The 24,140-nt window shown below is 68.0% G+C and carries 20 protein-coding genes and 1 pseudogene; 4 read left to right on the top strand and 17 right to left on the bottom strand.

Features of this window, described 5'->3' with window-relative positions:
* Positions 1-33: 33 nt before the first annotated feature.
* From ABE434_RS13460 to ABE434_RS13515, 12 genes are all read right to left on the bottom strand, one after another.
* On the bottom strand, positions 34-1,023 hold the full coding sequence (locus ABE434_RS13460) for an efflux RND transporter periplasmic adaptor subunit (RefSeq protein WP_346479195.1): 990 nt from the start codon (positions 1,021-1,023) through the stop codon (positions 34-36).
* A complete protein-coding gene (locus ABE434_RS13465) occupies positions 1,020-2,300 on the bottom strand; it encodes a TolC family protein (RefSeq protein WP_346479196.1) in 1,281 nt (426 codons plus the stop codon). The genes ABE434_RS13460 and ABE434_RS13465 overlap by 4 nt, the downstream gene beginning before the upstream one ends.
* Before the next feature lie 54 nt (positions 2,301-2,354).
* Positions 2,355-2,735, bottom strand: coding sequence for a DUF2946 family protein (locus ABE434_RS13470; RefSeq protein ID WP_346479197.1), 381 nt, complete (start codon positions 2,733-2,735; stop codon positions 2,355-2,357).
* Positions 2,736-2,835: 100 nt separating this feature from the next.
* Positions 2,836-4,623, bottom strand: coding sequence for a DUF885 family protein (locus tag ABE434_RS13475; RefSeq protein WP_346479198.1), 1,788 nt, complete (start codon positions 4,621-4,623; stop codon positions 2,836-2,838).
* 118 nt (positions 4,624-4,741) lie between these two features.
* Complete coding sequence (locus tag ABE434_RS13480; protein WP_088432293.1) at positions 4,742-5,083, bottom strand: lipid-A-disaccharide synthase N-terminal domain-containing protein; 342 nt, start codon at positions 5,081-5,083, stop codon at positions 4,742-4,744.
* Positions 5,083-5,805: a glycosyltransferase family 2 protein gene (locus ABE434_RS13485; protein WP_346479199.1), complete on the bottom strand. Its 723-nt coding sequence runs from the start codon at positions 5,803-5,805 to the stop codon at positions 5,083-5,085. The genes ABE434_RS13480 and ABE434_RS13485 overlap by 1 nt, the downstream gene beginning before the upstream one ends.
* An 87-nt stretch (positions 5,806-5,892) precedes the next feature.
* The gene (locus tag ABE434_RS13490) at positions 5,893-6,858 is read right to left on the bottom strand and encodes an SDR family NAD(P)-dependent oxidoreductase (RefSeq protein ID WP_346479200.1); all 966 of its coding nucleotides are present in this window, start codon (positions 6,856-6,858) and stop codon (positions 5,893-5,895) included.
* A gap of 82 nt (positions 6,859-6,940) precedes the next feature.
* Entirely contained in the window at positions 6,941-7,249 is a 309-nt protein-coding gene (locus ABE434_RS13495; protein WP_176987791.1) for a helix-hairpin-helix domain-containing protein, read from the bottom strand.
* Between the two features lie 35 nt (positions 7,250-7,284).
* On the bottom strand, positions 7,285-8,208 hold the full coding sequence (locus tag ABE434_RS13500) for a ParB/RepB/Spo0J family partition protein (RefSeq protein ID WP_319212855.1): 924 nt from the start codon (positions 8,206-8,208) through the stop codon (positions 7,285-7,287).
* On the bottom strand, positions 8,208-9,005 hold the full coding sequence (locus tag ABE434_RS13505; protein WP_019185613.1) for a ParA family protein: 798 nt from the start codon (positions 9,003-9,005) through the stop codon (positions 8,208-8,210). The genes ABE434_RS13500 and ABE434_RS13505 overlap by 1 nt, the downstream gene beginning before the upstream one ends.
* Positions 9,006-9,206: 201 nt before the next feature.
* Positions 9,207-9,845, bottom strand: coding sequence for a 16S rRNA (guanine(527)-N(7))-methyltransferase RsmG (gene rsmG, locus ABE434_RS13510; protein WP_346479201.1), 639 nt, complete (start codon positions 9,843-9,845; stop codon positions 9,207-9,209).
* A 59-nt stretch (positions 9,846-9,904) separates the two neighbouring features.
* Positions 9,905-10,504, bottom strand: a complete 600-nt coding sequence (locus ABE434_RS13515) for a 4'-phosphopantetheinyl transferase superfamily protein (RefSeq protein WP_346479202.1) — start codon at positions 10,502-10,504, stop codon at positions 9,905-9,907.
* A 90-nt stretch (positions 10,505-10,594) separates the two neighbouring features.
* Here ABE434_RS13515 and ABE434_RS13520 point away from each other — a divergent pair, with 90 nt between their 5' ends.
* On the top strand, positions 10,595-10,846 hold the full coding sequence (locus ABE434_RS13520) for a GlsB/YeaQ/YmgE family stress response membrane protein (protein WP_038685456.1): 252 nt from the start codon (positions 10,595-10,597) through the stop codon (positions 10,844-10,846).
* A 63-nt stretch (positions 10,847-10,909) separates the two neighbouring features.
* Here the strand turns inward: ABE434_RS13520 and xth are convergent, their stop codons facing one another.
* The 4 genes and pseudogenes from xth to ABE434_RS13540 form a co-directional block, all read right to left on the bottom strand.
* Entirely contained in the window at positions 10,910-11,677 is a 768-nt protein-coding gene (gene xth, locus ABE434_RS13525) for an exodeoxyribonuclease III (protein WP_088432299.1), read from the bottom strand.
* A gap of 42 nt (positions 11,678-11,719) precedes the next feature.
* On the bottom strand, positions 11,720-13,135 hold the full coding sequence (locus tag ABE434_RS13530) for a coniferyl aldehyde dehydrogenase (RefSeq protein WP_346479217.1): 1,416 nt from the start codon (positions 13,133-13,135) through the stop codon (positions 11,720-11,722).
* A 183-nt stretch (positions 13,136-13,318) separates the two neighbouring features.
* Positions 13,319-14,971, bottom strand: a pseudogene (locus tag ABE434_RS13535) (MFS transporter); the annotation flags it as partial.
* Positions 14,972-15,037: 66 nt separating this feature from the next.
* Positions 15,038-16,465, bottom strand: coding sequence for a DcaP family trimeric outer membrane transporter (locus ABE434_RS13540; RefSeq protein ID WP_346479203.1), 1,428 nt, complete (start codon positions 16,463-16,465; stop codon positions 15,038-15,040).
* A gap of 383 nt (positions 16,466-16,848) precedes the next feature.
* On the opposite strand from ABE434_RS13540, the gene acs reads away from it, so the two are divergent.
* The 3 genes from acs (at position 16,849) to ABE434_RS13555 (ending at position 20,639) form a co-directional block, all read left to right on the top strand.
* Positions 16,849-18,792 carry an acetate--CoA ligase gene (gene acs, locus ABE434_RS13545; protein WP_346479204.1) on the top strand — a complete coding sequence of 648 codons (1,944 nt, stop codon included), beginning with the start codon at positions 16,849-16,851 and terminating at the stop codon, positions 18,790-18,792.
* Positions 18,793-18,998: 206 nt separating this feature from the next.
* Positions 18,999-19,664, top strand: coding sequence for a response regulator transcription factor (locus ABE434_RS13550; protein ID WP_070470067.1), 666 nt, complete (start codon positions 18,999-19,001; stop codon positions 19,662-19,664).
* A 396-nt stretch (positions 19,665-20,060) separates the two neighbouring features.
* Entirely contained in the window at positions 20,061-20,639 is a 579-nt protein-coding gene (locus ABE434_RS13555) for a manganese efflux pump MntP family protein (RefSeq protein ID WP_179459682.1), read from the top strand.
* Positions 20,640-20,663: 24 nt separating this feature from the next.
* Here the strand turns inward: ABE434_RS13555 and ABE434_RS13560 are convergent, their stop codons facing one another.
* Positions 20,664-24,113, bottom strand: coding sequence for a PAS domain-containing hybrid sensor histidine kinase/response regulator (locus ABE434_RS13560; protein ID WP_176987781.1), 3,450 nt, complete (start codon positions 24,111-24,113; stop codon positions 20,664-20,666).
* Between the last annotated feature and the right edge of the window lie 27 nt (positions 24,114-24,140).

The following is a 24,140-nucleotide window of genomic DNA, read 5'->3' on the forward strand; positions in this document are numbered from 1 at the left end:
GGGCGCCCTCCCTCTGCGGGGCACGGCAGCACGTCAATGTTCATGCGATGCCCCTGCCTTGCCGATATCGGCCTTGACCACGTAGCTCTGCTCGACCACGACCGCTTCGCCGAGGGTCAGGCCACCGAGCACTTCGACCTTGCCCGCGTCGCGCGCACCCAGCGTCACCGCACGCGCGGCATAGGTATCGCCCTGGCGCACGAACACCACGTCCTTGCCGTCCATCGTCTGCAGCGCGCTCAGCGGCACCACCTGCGCAGCCGGCGTGGTGGCCACGACGATCCGCGCCTTGACCGCGGCACCGGGCCGCCACTGACCGTCGTCGTTGCGCAGCGTCGCGCGGGCGACCGTGCTCTGGCTGGCGGTGGCGGTGCCGGGCAGCACACGTTCCAGCGTGGTGGCCTGGCTGACGCCGTCGGTCATCCGCGACACGGTGACCGGCACGCCGGCGGTGATGTGCTGGGTGTCGTTGCCGAAGATATGCAGGTCCACCCACAAGGTGGAGAGATCGCCGATCTCGAACAGCGGCGTGCCCTCACCGGCGACGCCTCCGACCTGGGCCTGGCGTGCGAGCACCACGCCACCGATGGGTGCGCTGACCGTGTACGTGGTGAGGCTGAGATTGCTCTCGATGCTGGCCAGCACCTGGCCGGCGCGCACGCGGTCACCGACGTTGGCGCGCAGCGAGCGGATCGGGCCGGGGAAGCGCGCCATCACCTGGGCGACGCGGCCATCGACCGGGGTCAACAGGCCCTGCACGTCGTGTTCGTCGGCGATGGTGCCGGCCACGACCGGTGCGACGCGGATGCCGGCCTGGTCGGCCATGGCCGCGGCGATGGTGGTGCTTTCCGGGGCGTCGTGATCGTCACGATCATCGTCGTGCCCGGCCTCACCATGGCCGGCATCGGTCCCGGCCGGCTTGGCCGGTGCCGCAGCGGGTTCAGTGCCGCCGCAGCCGGTGAGCGCCATCAGCGCGATCAACAGGCTGCCGGCCAGCGCGGTACGGGTCTGGGAACGGGTCATCGGCGGTCCTCCGTGGACACGGTGTCGGTAGCGGCGACCATGCTCTGGCCGGTCAGGCGCTGGATTTCGATCAGGGCGGTCTGTGCGGCGATGGCCGCCTCAAGCTGGCGCTGGCGTGCGTCGATCCGCATCGCCTGCAGCTGGGCCCATTCCATGTAACTGATCGCGCCGGCACGCCAGGCCTTCTCGGCAGCGTTCTCGGCACGCTGCAGCTGGGGCAGCACATCGCGCCCCATGCGGGTGACTTCCAGCCGCGAGGTCAGGTAGCGGCCATGCGCTTCGGCGAGCGTGGCGTACAACTGCAGTGCGCGCGCATCGCGCTCCACGCTGTTGAGCGCCAGTTCGGCTTCCGTCGCGCGGATCTCCGGCTCGGCGCGGCGCACGCTGCCCAAGGGCAGGCTGAAACCCGCGACCAACGAGGTATCGCGGGTATCCCGGCTGTTGCGCACGCCGACCTGCCAACTGACATCCGGCCGCGCCTGGGTGCGGGCCAGCCGCACCTGCGCCTCGCGGATGCGACGTTCGCCGGCCAGCACGGCCAGTTCCGGGGTGCGCTGAAGTGCGTCGGCGAGCACCGCGAAGTCCTGCAGCGCGGGCAGTTGCATCGGGTCGCCGCTCACGACATCGAAGCCAGGATCGCGCTGGCGCCACAACGCCGACAGCGCCGCACGCGCGGACTGGTCCATCTGCTTGGCGCGATCGCGGTCCAGTTCGGCCTGGGCCAGCATCGCCTGGGCGGTCATCAGCACCGATTCCGGCGAGGCACCGGCCTGCAGGCGCAGCCGTGCGGCGGCGACCGCGCGCCTGCGCTGTTCGATATCGGTCTCGGCGATGCGCAGTTGCTGGCGCGCGTCGGTCACCGCCAGATAGCGGCGTGCGACCTCGGCCATCAGGTCCAGCCGCGCGGTTTCGCGCTGCGGGGCCAGGCTGTCCAGGTTGGCCTGGGCCACGGCGCGGCGGGCATCCAGCTTGCCGCCACGCTCCAGCACGCCGGCCAGGGTGACGGTGGCTTCAGCCGCATCAAAGCCGCGGCTGTCGCCGGTGCCGAGCGCGTTCTCCAGCTCCACGCCCAGGGTCAGCGGGGGCGGGAGCCCGGCCGCGTCACGGCGGGCTTCCCACACCGGGCGCTGGGCCTCGGCCAGGCGCAGGTCGGGGTGGTACTGGGCAACGCGCGCGATGGCGTCGTCGAGGGTCAACGGTACGGCGGGTGTCGTGCCCTGTGCGTACACGCACGGCACGAACGCAATGGCAGCCAAGGCTGCCAGACGCATCCACATGGGAGTCTCCAGAAAACGGTCAGATGGCAAACGGCGGCGCGCGGCCGCAGGGCATCAGATCGCTATCGGGGGACGCAGCAGGTTCTCGGGCGGCTGTGACCGCAGCTGCGCGATCAGCCCGGCAGGGACACCGTGGCTGGGGGCGGCCGCCAGGCTCCAGGCCATCGCGGCCATCGGCAGCACGCCGCCGTGGCCATGGCAGTGGCCGCAATGCACCAGGGCATGCAACCAGTCGTCATTGCCATCGTCATCGCCCGGCGCGGTGGACGCCGTGTCACCCAGGCTGCCATGCAGCTCGCTGCTGTCCGCGTGCACGGTCAGGTGGATGTCGGCCAGGGCCGAGGCCAGCGAACTGCCGAACACGCCCACACCGACCACCACCAGCATCAGCAGGCGGAGCAGCAGGGACGGACGCGGGCGGGCACGACGGAACATGGCCCGCAGGGTAGCCGGGTGCGAAGCCGTTACACAATCGCAGCGCGTTCCGGTGGTTCACGTTGGCGGGGGCCGGCACGATGACCGGCCCCCACGCGGATCAGCTGGCCGCGGCCTTGCGCTGGGCGATGAAGGCCTGGATCTGTTCCTCCAGCACCGGCAGCGGCACCGAACCCTGGCTCAGCACGGCGTCGTGGAAGGCCTTGACGTCGAAACGGTCGCCCAGCTCCTGCTCGGCCTGCGTGCGCAGGCGCACGATCGCGATCTCGCCGAGCTTGTAGCTCAGCGCCTGGCCCGGCCAGGAGATGTAGCGGTCCACTTCGGTGGTCACTTCATGCTCGCTCAGCGCGGTGTGGTCGCGCAGGTAGGACAGCGCCTGCTCGCGGGTCCAGCCCTTGTGGTGCACCCCCGTATCGATCACCAGGCGCGCGGCGCGCCACATCTCGTAGGTCAGGCGACCGAAATCCTCGTACGGGGTTTCGTAGATGCCCATCTCCACGCCGAGCTTCTCGCAGTAAAGGCCCCAGCCTTCGCCGTACGCGGAGATGTAGTTGTTGCGACGGAACGCGGGCTGCTCGCCCTGCTCTGCCGCGAGCGCGCCCTGCAGCGCATGGCCTGGATCGGACTCGTGCAGGGTCAGCGCCGGCAGGTTGTACAGCGGCCGCGCCGGCAGGTTGTAGGTATTGAGCCAGTAGGTGCCCATGCCACCGCGGCCCGCGGTCCAGAACGGGGCGATGTCCGGCGGCACCGGCACGATGGTGAAGCGTGCGCGCGGCAGCGTCATGTACTTGCCGATCACGCCATCCACGCGCTTGGAAATCCAGGCGGCGCGGTGCAGCAGTTCGTCCGGGGTCTTGGCATAGAACTGCGGATCGGTGCGCAGGAAGGTCAGGAATTCGGCGAAGCTGCCCTTGAACTCGACCTGCTTGATGATGCCGTCCATCTCGGCCTGGATGCGCGCGACTTCCTTCAGGCCGATCTCGTGGATCTGCTGCGGGGTCAGGTCCAGCGTGGTGTACTCGTGGATCTGCTGCTTGTAGTACGCCTTGCCGCCCGGCATCGCCTCGGCGGCCAGGGTGGTGCGCGCCTGCGGCACGTACTCGCTGACGAAGAAGGTGCGCAGTTTGGCGAAGGCCGGCACCACGCTGCCGCCGATGGCCTGGCGGGCCTGCTCCTGCAGCTGCGCCTGCTCGGCGGCGGGGATGCCGGCCGGCAGCTTCTTGAACGGTGCGTACAGCGGCGACTGGGTCGGGTCCTTCAGTTCGGACACGGTGGCGATGGACACCTCGCGCCCATCGAGCACCGCACGCGGGACGCTGAAACCGCGCTTGAGGCCGGCGCGCATGTTCTCGGTCTGCTGGTCGAAATAGCGCGGCACATCGTTCAGGCGCGCGATGTAGTTGCGGTAGTCCTGCGCGGTCTTCATCTCGCGCCGCGCCATGAAGGACAGGTTGGACCAGAACGAGGAATCGGCATTGAACGGCATCTCATAGCCGCGCAGGCGCACATCGGCGGCCAGGTTGAACACCTGGTCGCGGTAGATCGCGTAGTTGATCCGGTTTTCGGCCGAGAGCGCCTGGGTGTCGACCTTGTCCAGCTGGGTCAGCACGTCGTCCCAGACCTTCAGGCGTCCCTGCTGCGCGGCCGCGCCGACATCCGGCATGCGGGTGGCGTTGGCCGGGCCGTCGCCATCCTCACTGGCTTCACCACCCCCGGCCTCGCGCCAGGCCCATTCCTTCTCGTAGATGGCGCGGAACTGCGCATCGGCAGGACCTTCAGTGGCCAGGCTGGCCGGGGCGGCGGCCGGGGCAGCCGGAGGCGCGGCCAGGGCAGCGCCGGCAGGAAGGGCCAGGGCGAGCAGCAGCGCAGCAACGAGCGGTGATTTCACGGTCAGGGGTTCCCGAGGGACGACAAACCCCGATGATGGCACCAAGCGGCCGGGCGCTGCATGGATCAAAGGTCCTGCCCCCGACACGGCAAGCATCCACGCATGGCGTGGATCCACCCTAGTGCGCGGCCTTGTCCCGCTTCCAGCCGCGGTGCGCGATATCCAGCTTCAGGCTGTACAGCGCGGTGAACGCCGGGAACAGGTTCTGCAGCACGCCCACCGAGTCCTGCTTGGCCGAGAACAGGAAGTAGCTCAGCGTCATCAGGCTGCCGACCACGCTCATGTACCAGAACAGGCGCGGGATCACCGGCTTGCCGGCGCGGCGCGAGGCAACGAACTGGACCAGCCAGCGGCCGCCGAACATCAGTGCGCCGGTGTAGCCGATCAGCTTCCAGCCGGTGACGTGCAGGCCGGTCCAGTACAGCCAGGTCAGCGGCTGGTCGAGCCAGTGCAGTTCCATCAGCGTTCTTCCACGGCGGTGCGCTTGCTGCGCGTGATCAGCCAGGCGACCCCGCGCAGGTCGCGGATGCCGACCAGGGCGCGGCCGAGGTTGTTGTACTTGGATACGCCCGCGGTGCGATGGCGGTGATTGACCGGCACGCTGAGGGTCTTCCAGCCGGCACGCTGCATCAGCGCCGGCAGGTAGCGGTGCATGTGGTCGAAATACGGCAGGTCCAGGAACGCGGCACGCTCGAACAGCTTGATGCCGCAGCCGGTATCGGGCGTGTCGTCGCGCAGCATGCGCGCGCGGATCGCGTTGGCCCACTTGCTGGCCCAGCGCTTGCTGCCCGAATCCTGGCGGTGCACGCGCCAGCCGGCGAACAGCTTCACCTCGCTGGCGGCCGCATCGCGCGCGGCAAGCAGCCCGGGGATGTCGGCCGGATCGTTCTGGCCGTCACCGTCCAGGGTCGCGATCCACGGCGCGCGGGCGTGCTTGACGCCGTTGCGCACCGCGGTGCTCTGCCCGCTCTGGGTGACATGGTGCAGCACCCGCAGTTCCGCCGTGGTGGCCTTCAGGGAGTGCAGCACCGCCAGGGTGTCGTCGCGCGAATGATCGTCGACATAGACGATTTCGAACTCGATCCGTCCGCGCAGCGCGGTGGTGATCTCGTTGATCAGGGGCGTGACGTTGTCGCGTTCATTGAAGACCGGGACGACGACCGACAACTGGGGTTGGCTCATGGTCGGACTCTGCGAATGGCCAGGATCGAAAAAGAGCGCGCATTTTCCGCACCCGAGGTTATCCGAAGATGAATGGGTGCGTGTGTGTCAGGCGTGAGCACCGAAATAATCGCGGCACCAGGCCACCACCGGCGGCAGGCCGCGCTCGATCGGCATGGCCGGCTCATAGCCGAACGCGTCATGCGCCCGCGTGGTATCGGCCATGGTGCGGACCATGTCGCCCGGCTGCATCGGCTTGTAGACCTTCTGCGCGGGACGTCCGGCGGCGGCCTCGATGACACCGATGAAGTGCTCCAGCTCGATCGGCGTGTGATTGCCGAGATTGAAGACGCGATGCGGAACGACCTCGCTGGACGGATGCGCCAGCGCGCCGAGGATACCTTCCACAATGTCGGAGACATGTGTGAAGTCGCGCTGCATTTTTCCGTCGTTGAAGACGTCGATCGGGCGGCCGGCCAGCACCGCGCGCGAGAACAGCAGCGGTGCCATGTCCGGGCGGCCCCACGGGCCGTACACGGTGAAGAAGCGCAGGCCGGTGGCATGCAGGCCGAACAGCTGGGCGTAGGTGTAGGCCATCAGCTCGTTGGCGGCCTTGGTCGCGGCATACAGCGAGCGCGGCTTGTCGATGCGCTGGTCTTCGGAGAACGGCGGGGTGGCCGAATCGCCGTACACCGAGCTGCTCGAGGCATACACCAGATGGGCCACGCCGCGATGGCGGCACAGCTCCAGCATGTTGACGAAGCCGGTCAGGTTGCTGTCGACGTAGGCATGCGGGTTTTCCAGCGAGTAACGCACGCCGGCCTGCGCGGCCAGGTGGATCACCCGGGTCGGCTGGACCTCGTCGAACAGCGCGGCCAGGCCGTCGCGGTCGGTCAGGTCCAGTACGCGGATGTCGGCCTGCGGGCACAGCGCGGCCACGCGATCGCGCTTGATCTGCGGATCGTAGTAGTCGTTGTAGTTGTCCAGGCCGACGACGCGCTCACCGCGCGCGAGCAGGGCCTTGCAGGTGTTGGCGCCGATGAAACCGGCTGCACCGGTCACGAGAATCGTCATGGGGTCCGTCCGTCATACCGCCACGTATCGATACAGTGATGCCGGGGCGCGCGCGTGGCGATCCGCGCGTCCCGGCGCCGCTTCACCACAGGCTCAGCGGCGCTTCCTTGGCCAGGGTGGCCTTGCGTTCCTTGCTGAAATCCCACCACGGCCGCGGTGCCTCGCCCTGCATGAAACGCACCACCGACAGGAACACATCGATCACGCAGGGGTCGTGCATCACGCCGGTGCGCAGACACAGCTGTGCGTACATGTCATAGGCATCGCGGCCGCGCAGGTGCGCTGGCACGCGGATGCCGATCAGACGGAGATCTTTCTCACAGGCCGGCCCGACATTCGGCAGGTCGGTCAGACGCAACAGATGGTTGCGGTCGACCTTGGTGGGGTTCATTGCTTGGGGGGGATCCTCTGACGCCTGCGGGGGACTCAGCCCTTCTGTGCGCGAAGTCGGTCGAGCACGCCATCCAGCGTGTCCAGGTCGGTGTAATGGATGATCAGCTTGCCCTTGCCGCCACGGCCGTGGTTGATCGCCACGCGGGCGCCCAGCGACTCGGACAGTTCGGTTTCCAGCGACGCGATGTCGGCCTGCGGCGCCGCGGCAGCGGGTTTCTTGCGCAGCGCGCCCGGCACCTTGCCGGCGGCGAACTGCTGCGCGCGGTGCTCGACTTCGCGCACCGACCAGCCCTGGTCGGCCGCTTCCTGGGCCAGCTTGCTGGCCAGTTCCGGCGCCAGCGTCAGCAGCGCGCGGGCATGGCCCATTTCCAGCCGGCGGGTTTCCAGCAGCAGGCGGATCGCGACGGGCAGCTCGAGCAGGCGCAGCAGGTTGGAAACCGCCGCGCGCGAGCGGCCGACAGCCTGCGCGGCCTCGGCGTGGGTCAGCGCGAATTCGGTGATCAGCCGCTGCAGTGCTTCGGCTTCTTCGAGCGGGTTGAGGTCTTCGCGCTGGATGTTCTCGATCAGCGCCATCGCGATGACGGTGCGGTCTTCCAGTTCGCGCACCACCACCGGCACTTCATCCAGGCCGGCCAGCTGCGAGGCGCGCCAGCGGCGTTCGCCGGCCACGATCTCGAAGCGGTCCGCGCCAAGCTGGCGGACCAGGATCGGCTGGATCACGCCCTGCGACTTGATCGACTCGGCCAGCTCGCCGAGCTTGGTCTCGTCCATGTCGCGGCGCGGCTGGTACTTGCCCGGCTGCAGGTGGCCGACCGGCAGCTTGCGCAGGATTTCACCCGGCTGCGGCTCGACCACCGCCGCTGCCTGCACCTGTGTCACCGCCCCCTTGGGCCCCAACAGCGCGTCGAGGCCACGGCCGAGGCCGCGTTTCTTGCCAAGGGCAGGCTTGGTGCTCATCAGGCGGTCTCCATGGCCTTGTCGGCCTTCTTGCGTTGGTTGTTGCGACGGATGATCTCGCCGGCGAGGCCGAGATAGGCAACGCCACCGCGCGAGGCACGGTCGTAGCCGACGATGCTCTGGCCATGGCTGGGCGCCTCGGCCAGGCGCACGTTGCGCGGCACGATGGTGCGGAACACCTGCTCGCCGAAGTGCTCGGTCAGCTCGGCCGACACGGCGTTGGCCAGGTTGTTGCGCACATCGAACATGGTGCGCAGCACGCCCTCGATCTCCAGCGCGGGATTGAGGTTGGCGCGCAGCGCTTCGATGGTTTCCACCAGCGCGCTCAGGCCTTCCAGCGCGTAGTACTCGCACTGCATCGGCACGATCACCGAGTCGGCGGCGGCCAGCGCGTTGAGCGTCAGCAGCGACAGCGCGGGCGGGCAGTCGATCAGGATGTAGTCGTATTCGTCGCGGATCGGGGCCAGCGCGCGCTTGAGGCGCTGCTCGCGCTCGCTCTGGTCCATCAGCTGGATCTCGGCGGCGGTCAGGTCGATGTTGCCCGGGAGCAGGTCGAAGCCTTCCGGCGTCTTGACCCGGACCTCGGCCGCGGTGCTTTCGCCCAGCAGCAGGTCACAGGTGGAGGCGGCGACTTCGCGCTTGTCCACGCCGCTGCCCATGGTCGCATTGCCTTGGGAATCGAGGTCGACAAGAAGCACGCGCTTGGGTGCAGCAGCCAGGGAGGCGGCCAGATTGACGGCGGTCGTGGTCTTGCCGACGCCACCTTTCTGGTTGGCGATGGCGATGATGCGGGCCATGCGGGTGAGCCTCATCGGCAGGGAGTGGGACTGGTCATTATGCGTATATGGGGCGTGTCATGCACTGTGAGATGCGCGGCAGGCACGCGCCGCAATGCCGCAGCCGCGCCCACGGGCACGCCGACGGCGCGGCACGGGGCCAGGCCGGGAGAGGGGCAGGACGACCGTGGGACGGGCGATGCGGGCAGTGAAGTCACCGGCTCACGGGCCGGTGACCACCACCAGATGGCGCTCACCGGTCAACCCGGGGACGCTCAGCGGCACCACCTTCTCGACCGACCAGCCGGCCGGCAGCTGCGCGATCTCGTCGTGCGGGTACACGCCTTTCATCGCCAGCAGGCGGCCACCCGGGCGCAGCAGATGCCCACCGACCCGGATGATCCCGGCCAGGGTGTCCATCGCGCGCGCGGTCAGGTGGTCATACGCGGCCGGTTCGGCCAGCGCCTCGGCGCGCGACTCGGCCACGCGGGCATTGCCCAGGCCCAGCTGGCGCACGGCCTCACGCATGAAACGGGCCTTCTTGCCGTTGCTCTCGACCAGGGTCACCTGCAGCTGCGGGCGCGCGATCGCGAGCGGGATGCCCGGCAGCCCGGGGCCGGTCCCCAGATCGGCCAGGGTGCCGGCCTCCAGGTAGGGCTGCATCGCCAGCGAGTCGAGCAGATGGCGGGTGACCATCTCCAGCGGGTCGCGGATCGCGGTCAGGTTGTAGGTACGGTTCCAGCGGTCCAGCAGGGTCAGGTAGGTCAGCAGCGGCGGTGCCAGCGCGGCCTCCAGGCCCATCGCCGACAGCCCGCGCTCCAGCGCGTCGGCCACGCCGGACGGAAGTGTGTGATCAGTCATGCCGTGATTATCGCATCTTGCCTGCGGCGGCAGCGGCGCCCGAGCACGACGGGCATCCATTACAGGGCATGGAACGCCAGCGCGGCCCGGAAATCATCGGCCGCCTGCCACTCATGCAGGTGCCAGCGCTCGGCAGGCCCGAGTTCGGGGTCGCACCAGGCCAGGTGCAGGCCACCATCGATGCCCGGCGCGAGCTGCAGCCGGTGCAGGCCGAACGAGATGCCCTGCCCCTGCGCCTTGAGCAGCGCTTCCTTGGCGCACCACACGCGGAAGAACCAGTGGTTGCGGGCGCTCTCGTCCATCGACTCCAGCCAGGCGATCTCGGCCGGGTGGAAGAAGCGCTGGACGATCTCCAGCATCCGCGGGCGCGGGCGCAGCGGCTCCAGGTCCACCCCGAGCCGGACCCCCTCGCCCATCGCGACCAGCAGCAGCCCGTGGCTGTGGCTCCAGCCGGTGCCCACATGCGCCAGCGGGCCATGCAGCTCCGGCCGGCCACGCGGGTCGCGCTGCAGCGGCAGGTCCTCCGGTTCGCCACCCAGCTGCCCGGCCAGCAGCACCCGGGCCTGTGGCTCGCCACGGGTGCCCGCCACGTGCGGCAGGCGCCAGACCGTGACCGGGCCGAAGCGCCAGGGGCCGTCGAGGGTGGCCGGCAGGCTCATGCCACGCCCCCGCCATCGCGGCTGCACGACGACTTCACGGGGTGTGCCGTCAACTGCACAGGTTGCAACCGCACAGAGGGAGTCAACGCTATGGGCATCATCATCTGGTTGATCGTCGGCGGCATCGTGGGCTGGCTTGCCAGCATCATCATGAAGCGGGACGCGCAGCAAGGCATCATCCTCAACATCGTGGTCGGCATCATCGGCGCACTGCTGGCCGGTTGGCTGTTCGGCGGTGGCATCAATGAAGCAATCACCATCCGTACGTTCCTGTTCTCGCTGATCGGTGCCGTCATCCTGCTCGCGATCGTGAACCTGTTTACGCGTCGAAGCGTCCGCTGACGCGCTCACGTACTTCGTTCGATCAACAAGGCCCGGCACTGCCGGGCCTTGTTGTTTCCGCGGTCAACCCAGCTGCACCCACGCCGGGGCGTGGTCGCTGGGGCGTTCCCAGGTACGCGGTTCGCGGTCGATGCCGGAGGCCAGCGCGCGCGCCTTGAGCGCGTCGGAGACCAGGGTCAGGTCGATGCGCAGGCCCAGGTTGCGGCGGAAGCCGGCCGCCCGGTAGTCCCACCAGCTGAACACGCCCTCTTCCTCGCTGTGCAGGCGGAAGGCGTCGTGCAGGCCCAGCTGCAGCAGCTTGTTCAGGGCGCCGCGCTCGGCGGTGGAGGTCAGGATGTGGTTCTCGTTCCAGACCAGCGGATCGTGCACGTCGCGGGCATCGGGCGCGATGTTGAAGTCGCCCATCACCACCAGCTCCGGGTACCTGGCCAGCTCGGCCTCGACCCAGGCGTGCACGGCCTCGAGCCAGCGCAGCTTGTAGGCGTACTTGTCGGTGCCCACGTCCTGGCCGTTGACCACGTACAGATTGATGATGCGCACGCCGTTGACGGTCCCGGCGATGGCGCGCTTCTGCTCATCCTCGAAGCCGGGAATGCCGATCTGCACGTCCTGCGCCGGTTCGCGCGAGAGCAGCGCGACGCCGTTGTAGGTCTTTTGCCCGGCGAACACGCTGCGGTAGCCCAGGCCGGCCAGCACCGCGTCGGGGAACTTGTGGTCCTCCATCTTGGTTTCCTGGATGCCGACCACGTCCGGCGCGAACGCCGTGAGCCATTGTTCCAGGTGCGGCAGGCGCACGTTGAGCGAGTTGACGTTCCAGGAGGCGATTTTCATGTGCGCCATTCTACCTGTGGGGCGCGCCTTCGTCGGCGGCCCCTAGCGCACCATCATCTTCAACATCCCGGCGATCTTCGAATACGGCGGCTTGAGCAGATCGCTGGCGGCCCAGCGCGACTGCCACAGGATCGGCAGCTGCTTGCTCATCGCATCGAAGCCCGCACGCGCGTGGTACGCGCCCATGCCACTCGGGCCGACGCCGCCGAACGGCAGCCCATTGACCGCGAAATGCAGCAGCGTGTCGTTGACGGTGACGCCGCCGGCCACGACCTGCGCCAGCACCCGTTCCACCTGCGTGCGTTCGTGACTGAAAACGTACAGCGCCAACGGGCGGTCACGTGACTGCACCTCCGCGATGGCAGCGTCCAGATCCGGATATGCGCAGACCGGCAGGATCGGGCCGAAGATCTCTTCGCGCATCAGGGCCAGATCGGCCGGCGGATCGAGCACGATGGTCGGGACGATCAGCCGCTCGCGTTGGGCACGCTCGGGATCGACCGTCGCCAGTTCGATCACCGGAACGCCCCGCGCGCGGGCCTCCTCGAGATAGCCGCGCAGCCGCTGGTACTGGCCCTCGTGGATGATGCGCGTGTAATCCGCGCCGTCGCTGAAATCGCCATAGCGCGCCTGCACCTGGGTCTGCAGCTGCTGCACCAGTTCGCGCTGGCGATGGCCGTCGATCAGCACGTAGTCCGGCGCGATGCAGGTCTGCCCGGCATTGAAGAACTTGCCCGTGGCCAGGCGCGCGGCCGCCTTCTCCAGCGGGTAATCGCTGCAGACGATGGCGGGGGATTTACCGCCCAGTTCCAGGGTCAGCGGGGTGAGGTGCTCGGCGGCGGCCGCCATGACCTTGCGGCCGATGGTGGTGGAGCCGGTGAACACCAGGTGGTCCAGCGGCGAGCCGGCCACGGCACTGGCGAGGTCTCCATCGCCCTGCACGACCGCCACGCGATCCGACGGGAACACCTCGGCCAGCAGGCTATGCAGGAAGGCACTGGTGCGCGGCGTGTGCTCGGACGGCTTGAGGATCACGTGGTTGCCGGCGGCGATCGCAGTCGCCAGCGGAATCAGCGCCAGGTTGACCGGATAGTTCCACGGCGAGATCACCCCGACCACGCCCAGCGGCACCGGACGGGTCTGCGCACGTGCCGGCCAGAACCGCCAGCCGACACCGACCCGGCGCGGCCGCATCCAGCCGCGCAGATGGCGGCACAGATGATCGATGTCGCCGAGCACGGTCATGCCATCGGCGATCAGCGATTCGTGGGTGGAGCGGTGGCCGAAGTCGGCCGAGATCGCGGCGGCCATCTCCGGCAGGCGCGCCTTGAGGGCCGCGCGCAGGCGCTGCAGGTCACCGCGGCGCTGGTCCAGCGTCGGGCGGTTGGCCTGCCAGGCGGTGCGCAGGGCGTGCAGGATCGCGGGAAGCGCGGCGGGATCGGTGTGGGCATCGCTCATGGCCCGACTATAGCGGCAGGCTGCGTGATGGCGGGATCGGTCGTGCCGGCCGCTGGCCGGCAACCTCGCACGCGTACCCGCCGGTTGATCGGGAGCCGGCCAGCGGCCGGCACTACCCGGAAAAACAGAAGGGGGCGCGATTAGCATACCGGCCCCGGCGTCATTCCGTGGCGATCCCCCTGACTTTGTGTTGTGCACACCCCGGGGTTCGTGCAGGAACAGGCCACCGACCACGACCGTCATCAACGCGATGATGATCGGGTACCACAGGCCGTAGTAGAGGTTGCCGGTACCGGCCACCAGCGCGAAGGAAATCGCCGGCAGGAAGCCACCGAACCAGCCGTTGCCGATGTGATACGGCAGCGACATCGAGGTGTAGCGGATGCGGGTCGGGAACAGCTCGACCAGGTAGGCGGCGATCGGGCCGTAGACCATGGTCACGTACAGCACCAGCAGCCACAGCATGAAGATCGTGCCCGGGATGTTGATGCGCGCGTTGTCGGCCTTGGCCGGGTAACCCGCCGCACCCAAGGCACCCTTGAGCTCCCCACCGAAGGCATCGCCCTTGGCCTTGAGCTCATCCTTGGTCAACCCGGCGGCCTCGAACGAGGTCACTTTGGAGGTGCCCACGTTGACCACCGCCAGCGAACCGGCCGGTGCCGGCTGCACTTCATACGGCACGCCAGCCTTGGTCAGGGCCGCGGTGGCCACGTCGCAGGAGCTGGTGAACTTGCGCATGCCGACCGGATCGAACTGGAACGAGCAGGTGTTCGGATCGGCATTGACCAGCGCCGGCGAGTTGGTGCGCGCCTCTTCGATGGCCGGGTTGGCGAAGTGGGTCAGGCCCTTGAAGATCGGGATGTAGGTGATCGCAGCCAACAGGCAACCGGCGAGGATGATCTTCTTGCGGCCGATACGGTCCGACAGCCAGCCGAAGAAGATGAAGAACGGTACGCCCAGCGCCAGCGCGGCGGCGATCAGCAGGTAGGAGGTGGTGGCGTCGACCTTGAGCATGCTGCTCAGGAAGAACAGCGCGTAGAACTGGCCGCCGTACCACACCACGGCCTGGCCGGCTGCGGCGCCGAGCAGGACCAGCAGCATCAGCTTGAGGTTGCCGTCCTTGAGGCTGTCACGGAACGGGGTCTTGGAGCCCTTGCCTTCGGCCTTCATCTGCTGGAACAGCGGAGACTCGCTCAGCTGCAGGCGAATCCACACCGACACGCCCAGCAGCACGATCGAGACCAGGAACGGAATGCGCCAGCCCCAGGCTTCGAACGCCTCATTGCCCAGGAAGTAGCGGCAGGCCAGGATGATCAGCAGTGACATGAACAGGCCGAGCGTCGCGGTGCACTGGATGAAGCTGGTGTACAGGCCACGCTTGTCGGCCGGTGCATGCTCGGCGACGTAGGTCGCGGCACCACCGTACTCGCCACCCATCGCCAGGCCCTGGGCCAGACGCAGGATGATCAGGATGACCGGGGCGGCGAAACCGATCGAGGCGTAGTTGGGCAGCACGCCGACCAGGAAGGTCGAGATGCCCATGATCAGGATCGTGACCAGGAAGGTGTACTTGCGGCCGATGCGGTCGCCGAGGCTGCCGAAGAAGGCCGCGCCGAACGGGCGCACGAAGAAGCCGGCCGCGAACGCCAGCAGGGCGAAGATCATGCCCGTGGTTTCATTGACGCCGCTGAAGAACTGCTTGGCGATGATCGCGGCGAGCGAGCCGTACAGGAAGAAGTCGTACCACTCGAAGACGGTACCCAGGCTGGACGCGAAGATGACCTTCTTGTGTCCCTGGGTAAGTTGGGCTTTCGCCGGTGCAGGTGTTGTTGACATGGGACGCTTCCCCTCCGAAGCAATCGTGATGTTGTGCCGGCTGTACGCCGGCACGCGTTTTCTGTTTTAGAAGCTGTACTTCGTGGTGAACTGCAGGCGGCTGATATCGCCCTTGCGGCCGTCCTCGATCTCGCGCACGCCGTACATCAGCTCGGCGCCGACATCCACCTTGGGCATCGGCGTGTAGAACACGTTGCCGCGGATGCTCTGAACGCTCTTGGTGACCAGCGGGCCGAGGCTGCCGTCGTTGTCGTAATCGCTGCGCGCGTAGATCAGGTTGGTGCGCAGCTTCGGGGTGAAGGCGTGGCGCCAGCCCACGTAGCCGGCCAGGACGCCGGTCGGGTTGAGTTCGTCGCGGGCGATGTCATACGCGGTATCGGCGGTGACACCCAGGCCGATGTAGCGCGCGATGCCTTCGCCGCCGGTGACCTGGTAATGCAGCGTGTCGGTCGGACCCATCACCCACTTGCCGCCCAGGGTCAGGCCGCCAGCGATCTTGTCCGCATCGGCACCGGTGGTCTGGTTGTCGACCTTCAACTGGCGGACCACGCCGCCGACGCCGAAGGTGCCCCAGTCACCCTTCCAGCCATAGCGCAGGGTCAGGTCGGGCAATGCGCCGCGATCGGAGTTGCTGGCCACGTTGGTCCACGCACCGGTGACCGGATTGCGGGCGCCGGTGAGCAGCGTGGTTTCCGGGTTTTCCAGCGCGACGCTGAAGCCGCCCTGGGTGTAGCGGATCTGGGCCTGGCGCACGAAGATCACGCCGTCGGTCGGGCCGACGAAGTCGGCGGCTTCCGGCAGCGAGGCCGCGTCCATGAAGTTCGACCAGGTCTGGCCGGCCATCCAGTTGTTCCAGTACATGTAGGCGTGACGCAGGGTCGCACCGTAGGTATTGGTGGCGGTCTGGTTGCCGAGCGAGTTGCCGAAGAAGTCCATCTCGAAGAACGCACCGGACTTGTTGCCGGCCTCGCTGATATTGTCGATGCCCAGGTTGAAGCGCGAGAACTTGGCGTGGGCGTTGTAGTCCACGTCCGAACGCTTGCCACTGCCGCCGGCACCGGCCACCGGGGTCTGGCCCGGCAGGTACAGCGCGCGGCCGGTGGCGTCGTCGGCCAGCTGGCCATCGCCGGTCTGGGTGGCCAGGAAATCGGCCTTGATGAAGCCGCCGATCTTGACCGTGGTGCCCGGCGCGGCGCCCGGGGTGATGGTGGTGACCTGGATCGGCTGCTTGCCGGCCGGCACGGTGGCCGCCACCGGCTGCTGTGCCTGGACCGTGCGCACTGCGGTGACCTCGGTCTGGGCCTGGCTGATCTGGGCCTGCTGTTGCTGCTGGTTGGACAGCAGCAGCTGGACCTGGCGCTCCAGCTCCACGACGCGGGCTTCCAGTGCTTTCTCTTTTGCGGTTTCGGCGAACGCCATGCCTGGCGCGATCAATGCGACGAACATGGCAGCGGCCAACGGCCGGCGTGTCGTCCTCAGCAAACGGTGGCTCATGTTGCCCTCTCTCCCGGGTGGCAAGGTGATGCCGCGCATGGGGCACGGTCGAGCCGAGGGTGCGGCGCGTTGACGCACCGAAGCTATTGGCCATTAGTCGTACTCCCCCCGACGGGGCGAGTACGACCCGGGCGCCGGCAGGCGGCCGGCAGGTGCCGAAGGCACCGCGTAGGTACCGACCGTTGGTCGGTACGCAGTGCCTCACGACCAACGGTCGTGAGCTACCGCGTTCGGCGATCGTGCGCCATCGACACCTTCGGCGTTCGACCATGGTCTAACCACCCCGGTAACGCGCAGGCGGGTGGATGCGGCAAACTGAGGGGGAGAGGTCGTCACTTATGTTGCGACCGCACAACCCAAGTCAACGTGCAAGTGAGGGTGCCATGGCTGATCTTTACCCCGTCGACGCCGCGTTCGCCGCGGCATCGCGGATCGACAGGAACACGTACCAGCAGCTCTACCGCGAGTCGGTGGAGCATCCGGATGCCTTCTGGGGCAAGGCCGCCGAGCGCCTGGACTGGTTCAAGAAACCCACCCGCATCAAGAACGTCAGCTACCAGCTCGACGATTTCCGGATCAAGTGGTTCGAAGACGGCGAGCTCAACGCCAGCGTCAACTGCCTGGATCGCCAGCTCGACAAGCGCGGCGACAAGATCGCGTTGCTGTTCGAACCGGACAGCCCCGATGCACCGGCCCAGGGCGTCACCTACCGCGAGCTGTATGAGCGCACCTGCCGCCTCGGCAACGCGCTGCGCAACCTCGGCGTCAAGAAGGGCGACCGGGTCACCATCTACCTGCCGATGATCGTCGACGCCGCGGTGGCCATGCTGGCCTGTGCGCGTATCGGTGCGATCCATTCGGTGGTGTTCGGCGGCTTCGCCCCGAACTCGATCGCCGACCGCGTCATCGACTGCGGCAGCAAGCTGATCATCACCGCCGACGAAGGTCTGCGCGGGGGCAAGAAGATTCCGCTCAAAGCCAATGTCGATGCCGCGCTGAAGCTGCCCGGCACCACCACCGTGGAAACGGTGCTGGTGGTCCGCCACACCGGCGGCGCGGTGGACATGCAGGCCCCGCGCGACCGCTGGTTCCATGACGTGGTGGATCCGCAGCCGGCGCAGTGCGAACCCGAGCGCATGAATGCCGAGGATCCGCTGTTCATCCTCTACACCTCCGGGTCCACCGGCAAGCCCAAGGGCGTCCTGCACACCACCGGCGGCTACCTCCTGTACGCGGCCTACACCCATGAAGCGGTGTTCGACCTGCGCGAGGACGACATCTACTGGTGCACCGCCGACGTCGGCTGGGTCACCGGCCACAGCTACATCGTGTACGGCCCGCTGGCCAACGGCGCGACCTCGGTGATGTTCGAAGGCGTGCCGAACTACCCGAACACCTCGCGCTTCTGGGAGGTGATCGACAAGCACCAGGTCACCATTTTCTACACCGCTCCCACCGCGATCCGCGCGTTGATGCGCGAAGGCGATGCACCGGTCAAGCGCACCTCGCGCAGTTCGCTGCGCCTGCTAGGCAGCGTGGGCGAACCGATCAATCCGGAAGCGTGGCGCTGGTACTACGAGGTGGTCGGCGACAGCCGCTGCCCGATCGTGGATACCTGGTGGCAGACCGAAACCGGCGGCATCCTCATCTCGCCGCTGGCCGGCGCGGTCGATCTCAAGCCGGGTTCGGCCACCCTGCCCTTCTTCGGCGTGCAGCCGGCCCTGGTCAACGCCGACGGCGAGATCCAGGAGGGGGCCACCGAGGGCAATTTGGTCATCCGCGATTCGTGGCCGGGCCAGATGCGTACCGTCTACGGTGACCATCAGCGCTTCATCGATACGTATTTCCGCACCTACCCGGGCAGCTACTTCACCGGCGACGGCTGCCGTCGTGACGAAGATGGCTACTACTGGATCACCGGCCGCGTGGACGATGTCATCAACGTTTCCGGCCACCGCATCGGCACTGCTGAAGTGGAAAGCGCGCTGGTCTCGCACCCGAAGGTGGCCGAAGCGGCCGTGGTCGGCTTCCCGCACGACATCAAGGGCCAGGGGATTTATGCCTACGTCACCCTGATCGCCGACGAAACGCCGAGCGATGAACTGCACAAGGAACTCGTGGCCTGGGTGCGCAAGGAGATCGGTCCGATCGCCGCGCCTGATCATCTGCAGTGGGCGCCGGGCCTGCCCAAGACGCGCTCGGGCAAGATCATGCGCCGCATCCTGCGCAAGATCGCCGAGAACGCACCGGATCAGCTCGGTGACACCTCGACCCTGGCCGATCCGTCGGTCGTGGCCTCGCTGGTGGAAGAGCGGAAAGTGAAGTGAAGTAGCCCTTCACCGTGAAGGCGCAGGATGGGGCCGCGTCATCGCGTTCGCGCTGTCGCTCCCACGATCCGCAAGCGGATCGTGGGCCCCGCCTCACCAACACCCACACCCCGCCGCTTCGCGGCCGCCCCCTGACTCAGGGGGCTGTCATCTCGATAGACCTTTTCGTTGCGTCGCTGCACTCCTCCGCAACATGGCCCCCCACCATGACGACCCTCCTGATTGCCGATGACCATCCGCTGTTCCGCGAAGCCCTTCGCGGGGCCGTGCAACGCGTCATCCCCGGCGTGCAGCTGTACGAAGCGGACAGCGTGGAAGCGCTGTACCAGCTGGCCGACCAGCACACCGACGCCGACCTGGTCCTGATGGACCTCAACATGCCCGGTGCGCAGGGCTTCAACGCGCTCGTGCATATGCGCGCCCTGCACCCGCAGCTGCCGGTGGTGGTGGTGTCCGCGCGCGAGGAGCCGACGGTGATGCGCCGCGCGCTCGACCATGGCGCCTTCGGCTTCATCCCCAAGTCCGCCGATTCGGACACGATCGGCCATGCGCTGGGCACCATCCTCGATGGCGAGACCTGGGCGCCGCCGGAAGCGCACAACGTGCCACCGACCGGCCGCGAGGAACGCGAGATCGGCCAGCGGCTGCGCGAGCTGACCCCGCAGCAGTTCCGGGTGCTGCAGATGCTCGGCGCCGGTCGCCTCAACAAGCAGATCGCCTACGACCTCAACGTGTCCGAAGCGACGATCAAGGCCCACGTCACCGCGATCCTGCGCAAGCTCGGCGTCACCAACCGCACCCAGGCGGTGCTGATGGCCGGCAAGCTGGCCATCGATGACGAACAGATCGTGTTGCCGCCGGAAGAAGAGTAGATCCACGCCATGCGTGGATGGCGCGCCGCGTGGATGCGCCGCTGACGTGATGCGTGGATGGCGCGGTGCCGGAAAGAACAGCATCCACGCATGGCGTGGATCTACCCGCTCCGGCTGTAACGCCTTCGGCGTTATAGCCGGAGCTATGAATTCCAGCGTTACCTGCGCAATTCGCGGTAGACGCTCTACCCCGCAACCCCGGTGCTAAGCTTCGCGTCCCCTTGGGGAGTAGCCGGATTCCTGCTGAAGGAATCGCCCGTATCAACATACTCGGCCAGTGCGCCGTGGTGCGGGTAGCCATCTTGGTTGGCGAGACCAGCGGTCCGCGTGCGCAACGACAGGTTGGGCGCGTTCGCGGTCCGTTGCTCGCCATCGCCCGACCTGCCGCGTACCCCAATGTCGCCTGTTTCGATCCTGCTGATCGGCTTTGCCATGTCCACCGATGCCTTCGCCGCGGCGATCGGCAAAGGCGCGGCCATGCGCAGACCGCGCTTCTCCGACGCGCTGCGCGCCGGCCTGATTTTCGGTGTCATCGAAGGCATCACCCCGGTGATCGGCTGGCTGCTCGGCCGCGCCGCACTGCAGTACGTGGAGGCCTTCGATCACTGGATCGCGTTCGGCCTGCTCGGTGCGCTGGGCGTGCACATGATCATCAACGGCCTGCGCCCCGATGACGGCGCCGAGGACGAGGACACCAGCAAGCACCACGGCTTCTGGCGCCTGGCGATGACCGGCTTTGCCACCAGCATCGATGCGATGGCGGTCGGCATCGGCCTGGCCTTCCTCGACGTCCATATCGGCGTGATGGCACTCATCATCGGCCTGTGCACCCTGACCATGGTGACCGCGGGCATCATGCTCGGCCGCGTGCTGGGCGGCATGGTCGGCAAGCGTGCGGAGATCATCGGCGGCCTGATCCTGATCATCATCGGCTCGACCATCCTGTACGAACACCTCAGCGGCGCCATCGCCTGACCGGCCGCGGCCACGGCCCCGCGGCTAGAGATCGCCGCGGGTGTCGTGGAAGGCGGCCAGGAAGGCGCGCAGCGAGGCCGGCTTGATCGGCTTGGTCAACAACCGGTAGCCGCGGTCGCGTGCCATCCGCTTGAGCTCATCGCGCCCATCGGCCGTGAGCAGCGCACCCGGAATCGCACGCCCGGCCTTCTGGCCCAGTGCCACCAGCGTGTCCAGCCCGTCCAGACGGTCGTGCAGGTGGTAGTCCACCAGCATCACATCCGGCCGCTCGACCACTTTCTCCAGCGCCTGGTCGACCGTGCTGGCGGTGATCACCTGTACCTGCCAGCGTCCCAGCAATGCACGCATGCCGTCCAGAATCTCCTGGTCGTTGTCCACGCACAGCACGCGCATGCCGGCCAGTGAATCGGCGCGGGTGACCGGGCTCGGCGCCGGCAGCGCGGTCGCCGTCGGCAGGGCCGGCGCGGCCACCAGCGGCAGCAGGATCGAGAACATGCTGCCGCTGCCGACCCGGCTGCGCGCGTTGAGGCGGTGATCGAGCAGGCGCGAGATGCGCTGGCAGATCGACAGCCCCAGCCCCAGGCCCTGCTCACCCCAGTCGAACGGCTGCTGGTAGCGGTGGAACTCATCGAAGATCTGCTGCATGTGATGCTCGGGAATGCCGGGGCCGGTATCCCACACCTGCAGTTCCACCTCCGGCCCGCGATGGCGCACGGCCAGCACGATGCGGCCCTGGCGCGTATAGCGCAGCGCATTGGCCAGGAAGTTCTGCAGCACGCGGCGCAGCAGGCGGCGGTCGCTGCGCACCCAGGCCGGACGCGCGAACAGGTCCATGCGCAGCCCGCGACCGGCGGCGACCGGCGAGTACTGCGCGGCCAGCTCGCGCATCAGCAGGCTGACATCGAAATCGCCGATCACCGGGTGCAGGCCACCGGCATCCAGGCGCGAGACATCCAGCAGGCCGTCCAGCAGCTCCTCGGCGGCGCGCAGCGATGCATCCACGCGCTCGGCCAGGTGCCGCTGCTCTTCGTTGTTGTGGTGGCTCTCGCGCAGCGCCGAGGCGAACAGGCGGGCGGCATTGAGCGGCTGCAGCACGTCATGGCTGATCGCGGCCAGGAAGCGCGTCTTGGACTGCTGCGCCACCTCGGCTTCGTGCGAGCGCTCGGCCACGCGCTGCTCCAGGGTTTCGTTGGCCTCCAGCAGCGCGCGCTCGGCGTGCTTGTAGTCGGTGATGTCGTTGTAGCTGGTGACGTAGCCACCGCCGGGCAGGGCCTGCCCGCGCATCTCGATCACCTTGCCGTCGCTGCGGGTGCGCTCGAAGATGTGCGGCGAGCCGGCGCGCATGTAGCCGATGCGCCGGTTGATCTGCAGTTCGATGTCGCCCTCACCGAGCTCGCCGCGCTCGGCGTTGTAGCGGATCAGATCGGCGACCGGCCGGCCTACGTAGAGCATCCCGTCGGGGTACCCGAACATCTGCTGGTAGCGGCGGTTCCACGCGGTAAGACGCATGTCCGGATCGACCACGCTGACCCCCGCGCTGATGTTCTCCAGCGTGGTGGAGAGGATCTCGCGGTTGAAGCGCAGCTCCTGCCCCGCTTCGTCGAGCACCGCGACCACTTCGCCGAGGTCCATGCCCGAGCCGCGCAGCAGGCTGGTCAGCAGCAGGCGCGCCGAGGCCGCGCCGATCGAGGCGGCCAGCAGGCGCTCGGTGAACTGCACCCAGGCGCGGTCGGCCGGCGCGGAGGCCTGCAGCTCACGGTCCATCGACTGGGCCTGCTCGAAGAAGGACCGGCGGGCATGGCGGTCACCGACCACGCGCGAGGCCAGCGCCAGCAGGTCGCCCACATGCACGTTGCCGGGCCAGGCGCCGGCCACCGAGGGCCGCTGCGCATACGGGTCCAGGAACGGGGCGGCGCGCAGGCGCTCGTCCACGCCCGGGCGCCAGCGCACCGAGACCAGCACCATTGCCGCGACATTGACCAGCAGCGACCAGAACGTGCCGTGGGTCAGCGGGTCCCAGCCGCTCATGCCGAACAGATGCTGCGGTTGCAGCCAGCCGATCCCGAACGGCCCCTGCACCAGCCAGGCCTCGTCCATCCACCCGGCGTGGGTCAGCGCAGGCAGCAGCAGGGTATAGACCCACGTGGCGAAGCCGAGCAGCATGCCGACCTCCACGCCCCGGCGGCTGGCACCGCGCCAGTACAGCCCGCCGATCAGCCCGGGCGCGAACTGCGCCACCGCCGCGAAGGCCATCAGCCCATACGACGCCAGCGTGCTGTCGTTGCTGCTGCCGCGGTAATAGCTGTAGGCGACCAGCGCCAGCAGCAGGATCGCGGTGCGCCGGATCCACAACACGCGCGAGGCGACATCGGCCGCTTCCTGATGGTCGCCACTGCGGCGCAGCAGGACCGGCATCACCAGGTCGTTGCTGACCATGGTGGCCAGCGCGATCGAGGCCACGATGACCATGCCGGTAGCCGCCGAGAAGCCGCCAACGTAGGCGACCAGCGCCAGGAATTTGCGGCCTTCGGCCAGCGGCAGCGCCAGCACCATGCTGTCATCGGCGACACTGCCACCGGTGCCGAACAGGGTCACGCCGGCGGTGGCGATCGGGATCACCATCGCCGAGATGATCACCAGGTAGGCACCGAACATCCAGCGCGCGCGGCGGATGTCGCGCACGTCGCCACACTCGACCACGGCCACGTGGAACTGGCGCGGCAGGCAGATGATCGCCAGGAAACTCAGCAGCGTCTGCGAGATGAAGCCCACCGGCGGCAGCCCGGTGAACAGCGTATGCGCCGACTCGATCACCGCATCGGTACGGTCGTTGAGCCACAGGTAGGCGAACAGCCCGAGCGCGACCATCGCGATCAGCTTGATCATCGATTCCAGCGCGATCGCCAGCATCATGCCGTGGTGGTGCTCGGTGGCATCCACCTGGCGGGTGCCGAACAGCGTGGCGAACAAGGCCATCAGCAACGCAACGTACAGCGCCGGATCGGTGAAGAAGCCGGTGGGGCCGACGTTGCCGGTCAGTACCTGCAGGCTCATCGCCACCGCTTTGTACTGCAGGGCCAGGTACGGCACGATGCCGATCAGCGCGATCACCGCCACCAGGGCGGCCAGGCGGCGCGAGCGCCCGAAGCGCGAAGAGATGAAATCGGCGATGGAGACCACGTTCTGGCTGCGGGCGATCAGCGCCAGGCGTTCGATGATGCGCCAGCCGAACACCCACAGCAGCAGCGGCCCCAGGTAGATCGGCAGGTAGCCGATCCCGTTGCGCACCGCCGTGCCGACCGCACCGTAGAACGTCCATGACGAGCAGTACACCGCCAGCGCCAGGCTGTAGACCACCGGCCGCAGCCACGGCCGGTTCGGATACATCGGGCGACGGTCGCCCCACCACGCCACCGCGAACAGCAGCGCGGCGTAGACCACTGACACCAACAGCAGGATCCAGCTGGAGACCACGCGGGTGTTTCCGTGAGAGCAGCCCGC

The organism is Stenotrophomonas sp. TWI1183 (assembly GCF_039673115.1).
Lineage (GTDB): Bacteria > Pseudomonadota > Gammaproteobacteria > Xanthomonadales > Xanthomonadaceae > Stenotrophomonas > Stenotrophomonas maltophilia_AA.

What these genes read in the sequence shown, in the direction of transcription:
- ABE434_RS13500 (WP_319212855.1), bottom strand. Translation starts at nt 8,208, where the DNA reads ATGAGCACCAAGCCTGCCCTTGGCAAGAAACGCGGCCTCGGCCGTGGC.
- ABE434_RS13460 (WP_346479195.1), bottom strand. Translation starts at nt 1,023, where the DNA reads ATGACCCGTTCCCAGACCCGTACCGCGCTGGCCGGCAGCCTGTTGATC.
- ABE434_RS13530 (WP_346479217.1), bottom strand. Translation starts at nt 13,135, where the DNA reads ATGAGCGATGCCCACACCGATCCCGCCGCGCTTCCCGCGATCCTGCAC.
- ABE434_RS13485 (WP_346479199.1), bottom strand. Translation starts at nt 5,805, where the DNA reads ATGAGCCAACCCCAGTTGTCGGTCGTCGTCCCGGTCTTCAATGAACGC.
- ABE434_RS13470 (WP_346479197.1), bottom strand. Translation starts at nt 2,735, where the DNA reads ATGTTCCGTCGTGCCCGCCCGCGTCCGTCCCTGCTGCTCCGCCTGCTG.
- rsmG (WP_346479201.1), bottom strand. Translation starts at nt 9,845, where the DNA reads ATGACTGATCACACACTTCCGTCCGGCGTGGCCGACGCGCTGGAGCGC.
- ABE434_RS13465 (WP_346479196.1), bottom strand. Translation starts at nt 2,300, where the DNA reads ATGTGGATGCGTCTGGCAGCCTTGGCTGCCATTGCGTTCGTGCCGTGC.
- ABE434_RS13550 (WP_070470067.1), top strand. Translation starts at nt 18,999, where the DNA reads ATGACGACCCTCCTGATTGCCGATGACCATCCGCTGTTCCGCGAAGCC.
- xth (WP_088432299.1), bottom strand. Translation starts at nt 11,677, where the DNA reads ATGAAAATCGCCTCCTGGAACGTCAACTCGCTCAACGTGCGCCTGCCG.
- ABE434_RS13515 (WP_346479202.1), bottom strand. Translation starts at nt 10,504, where the DNA reads ATGAGCCTGCCGGCCACCCTCGACGGCCCCTGGCGCTTCGGCCCGGTC.
- ABE434_RS13480 (WP_088432293.1), bottom strand. Translation starts at nt 5,083, where the DNA reads ATGGAACTGCACTGGCTCGACCAGCCGCTGACCTGGCTGTACTGGACC.
- ABE434_RS13520 (WP_038685456.1), top strand. Translation starts at nt 10,595, where the DNA reads ATGGGCATCATCATCTGGTTGATCGTCGGCGGCATCGTGGGCTGGCTT.
- ABE434_RS13505 (WP_019185613.1), bottom strand. Translation starts at nt 9,005, where the DNA reads ATGGCCCGCATCATCGCCATCGCCAACCAGAAAGGTGGCGTCGGCAAG.
- ABE434_RS13555 (WP_179459682.1), top strand. Translation starts at nt 20,061, where the DNA reads ATGTCGCCTGTTTCGATCCTGCTGATCGGCTTTGCCATGTCCACCGAT.
- ABE434_RS13540 (WP_346479203.1), bottom strand. Translation starts at nt 16,465, where the DNA reads ATGAGCCACCGTTTGCTGAGGACGACACGCCGGCCGTTGGCCGCTGCC.
- ABE434_RS13495 (WP_176987791.1), bottom strand. Translation starts at nt 7,249, where the DNA reads ATGAACCCCACCAAGGTCGACCGCAACCATCTGTTGCGTCTGACCGAC.
- acs (WP_346479204.1), top strand. Translation starts at nt 16,849, where the DNA reads ATGGCTGATCTTTACCCCGTCGACGCCGCGTTCGCCGCGGCATCGCGG.
- ABE434_RS13490 (WP_346479200.1), bottom strand. Translation starts at nt 6,858, where the DNA reads ATGACGATTCTCGTGACCGGTGCAGCCGGTTTCATCGGCGCCAACACC.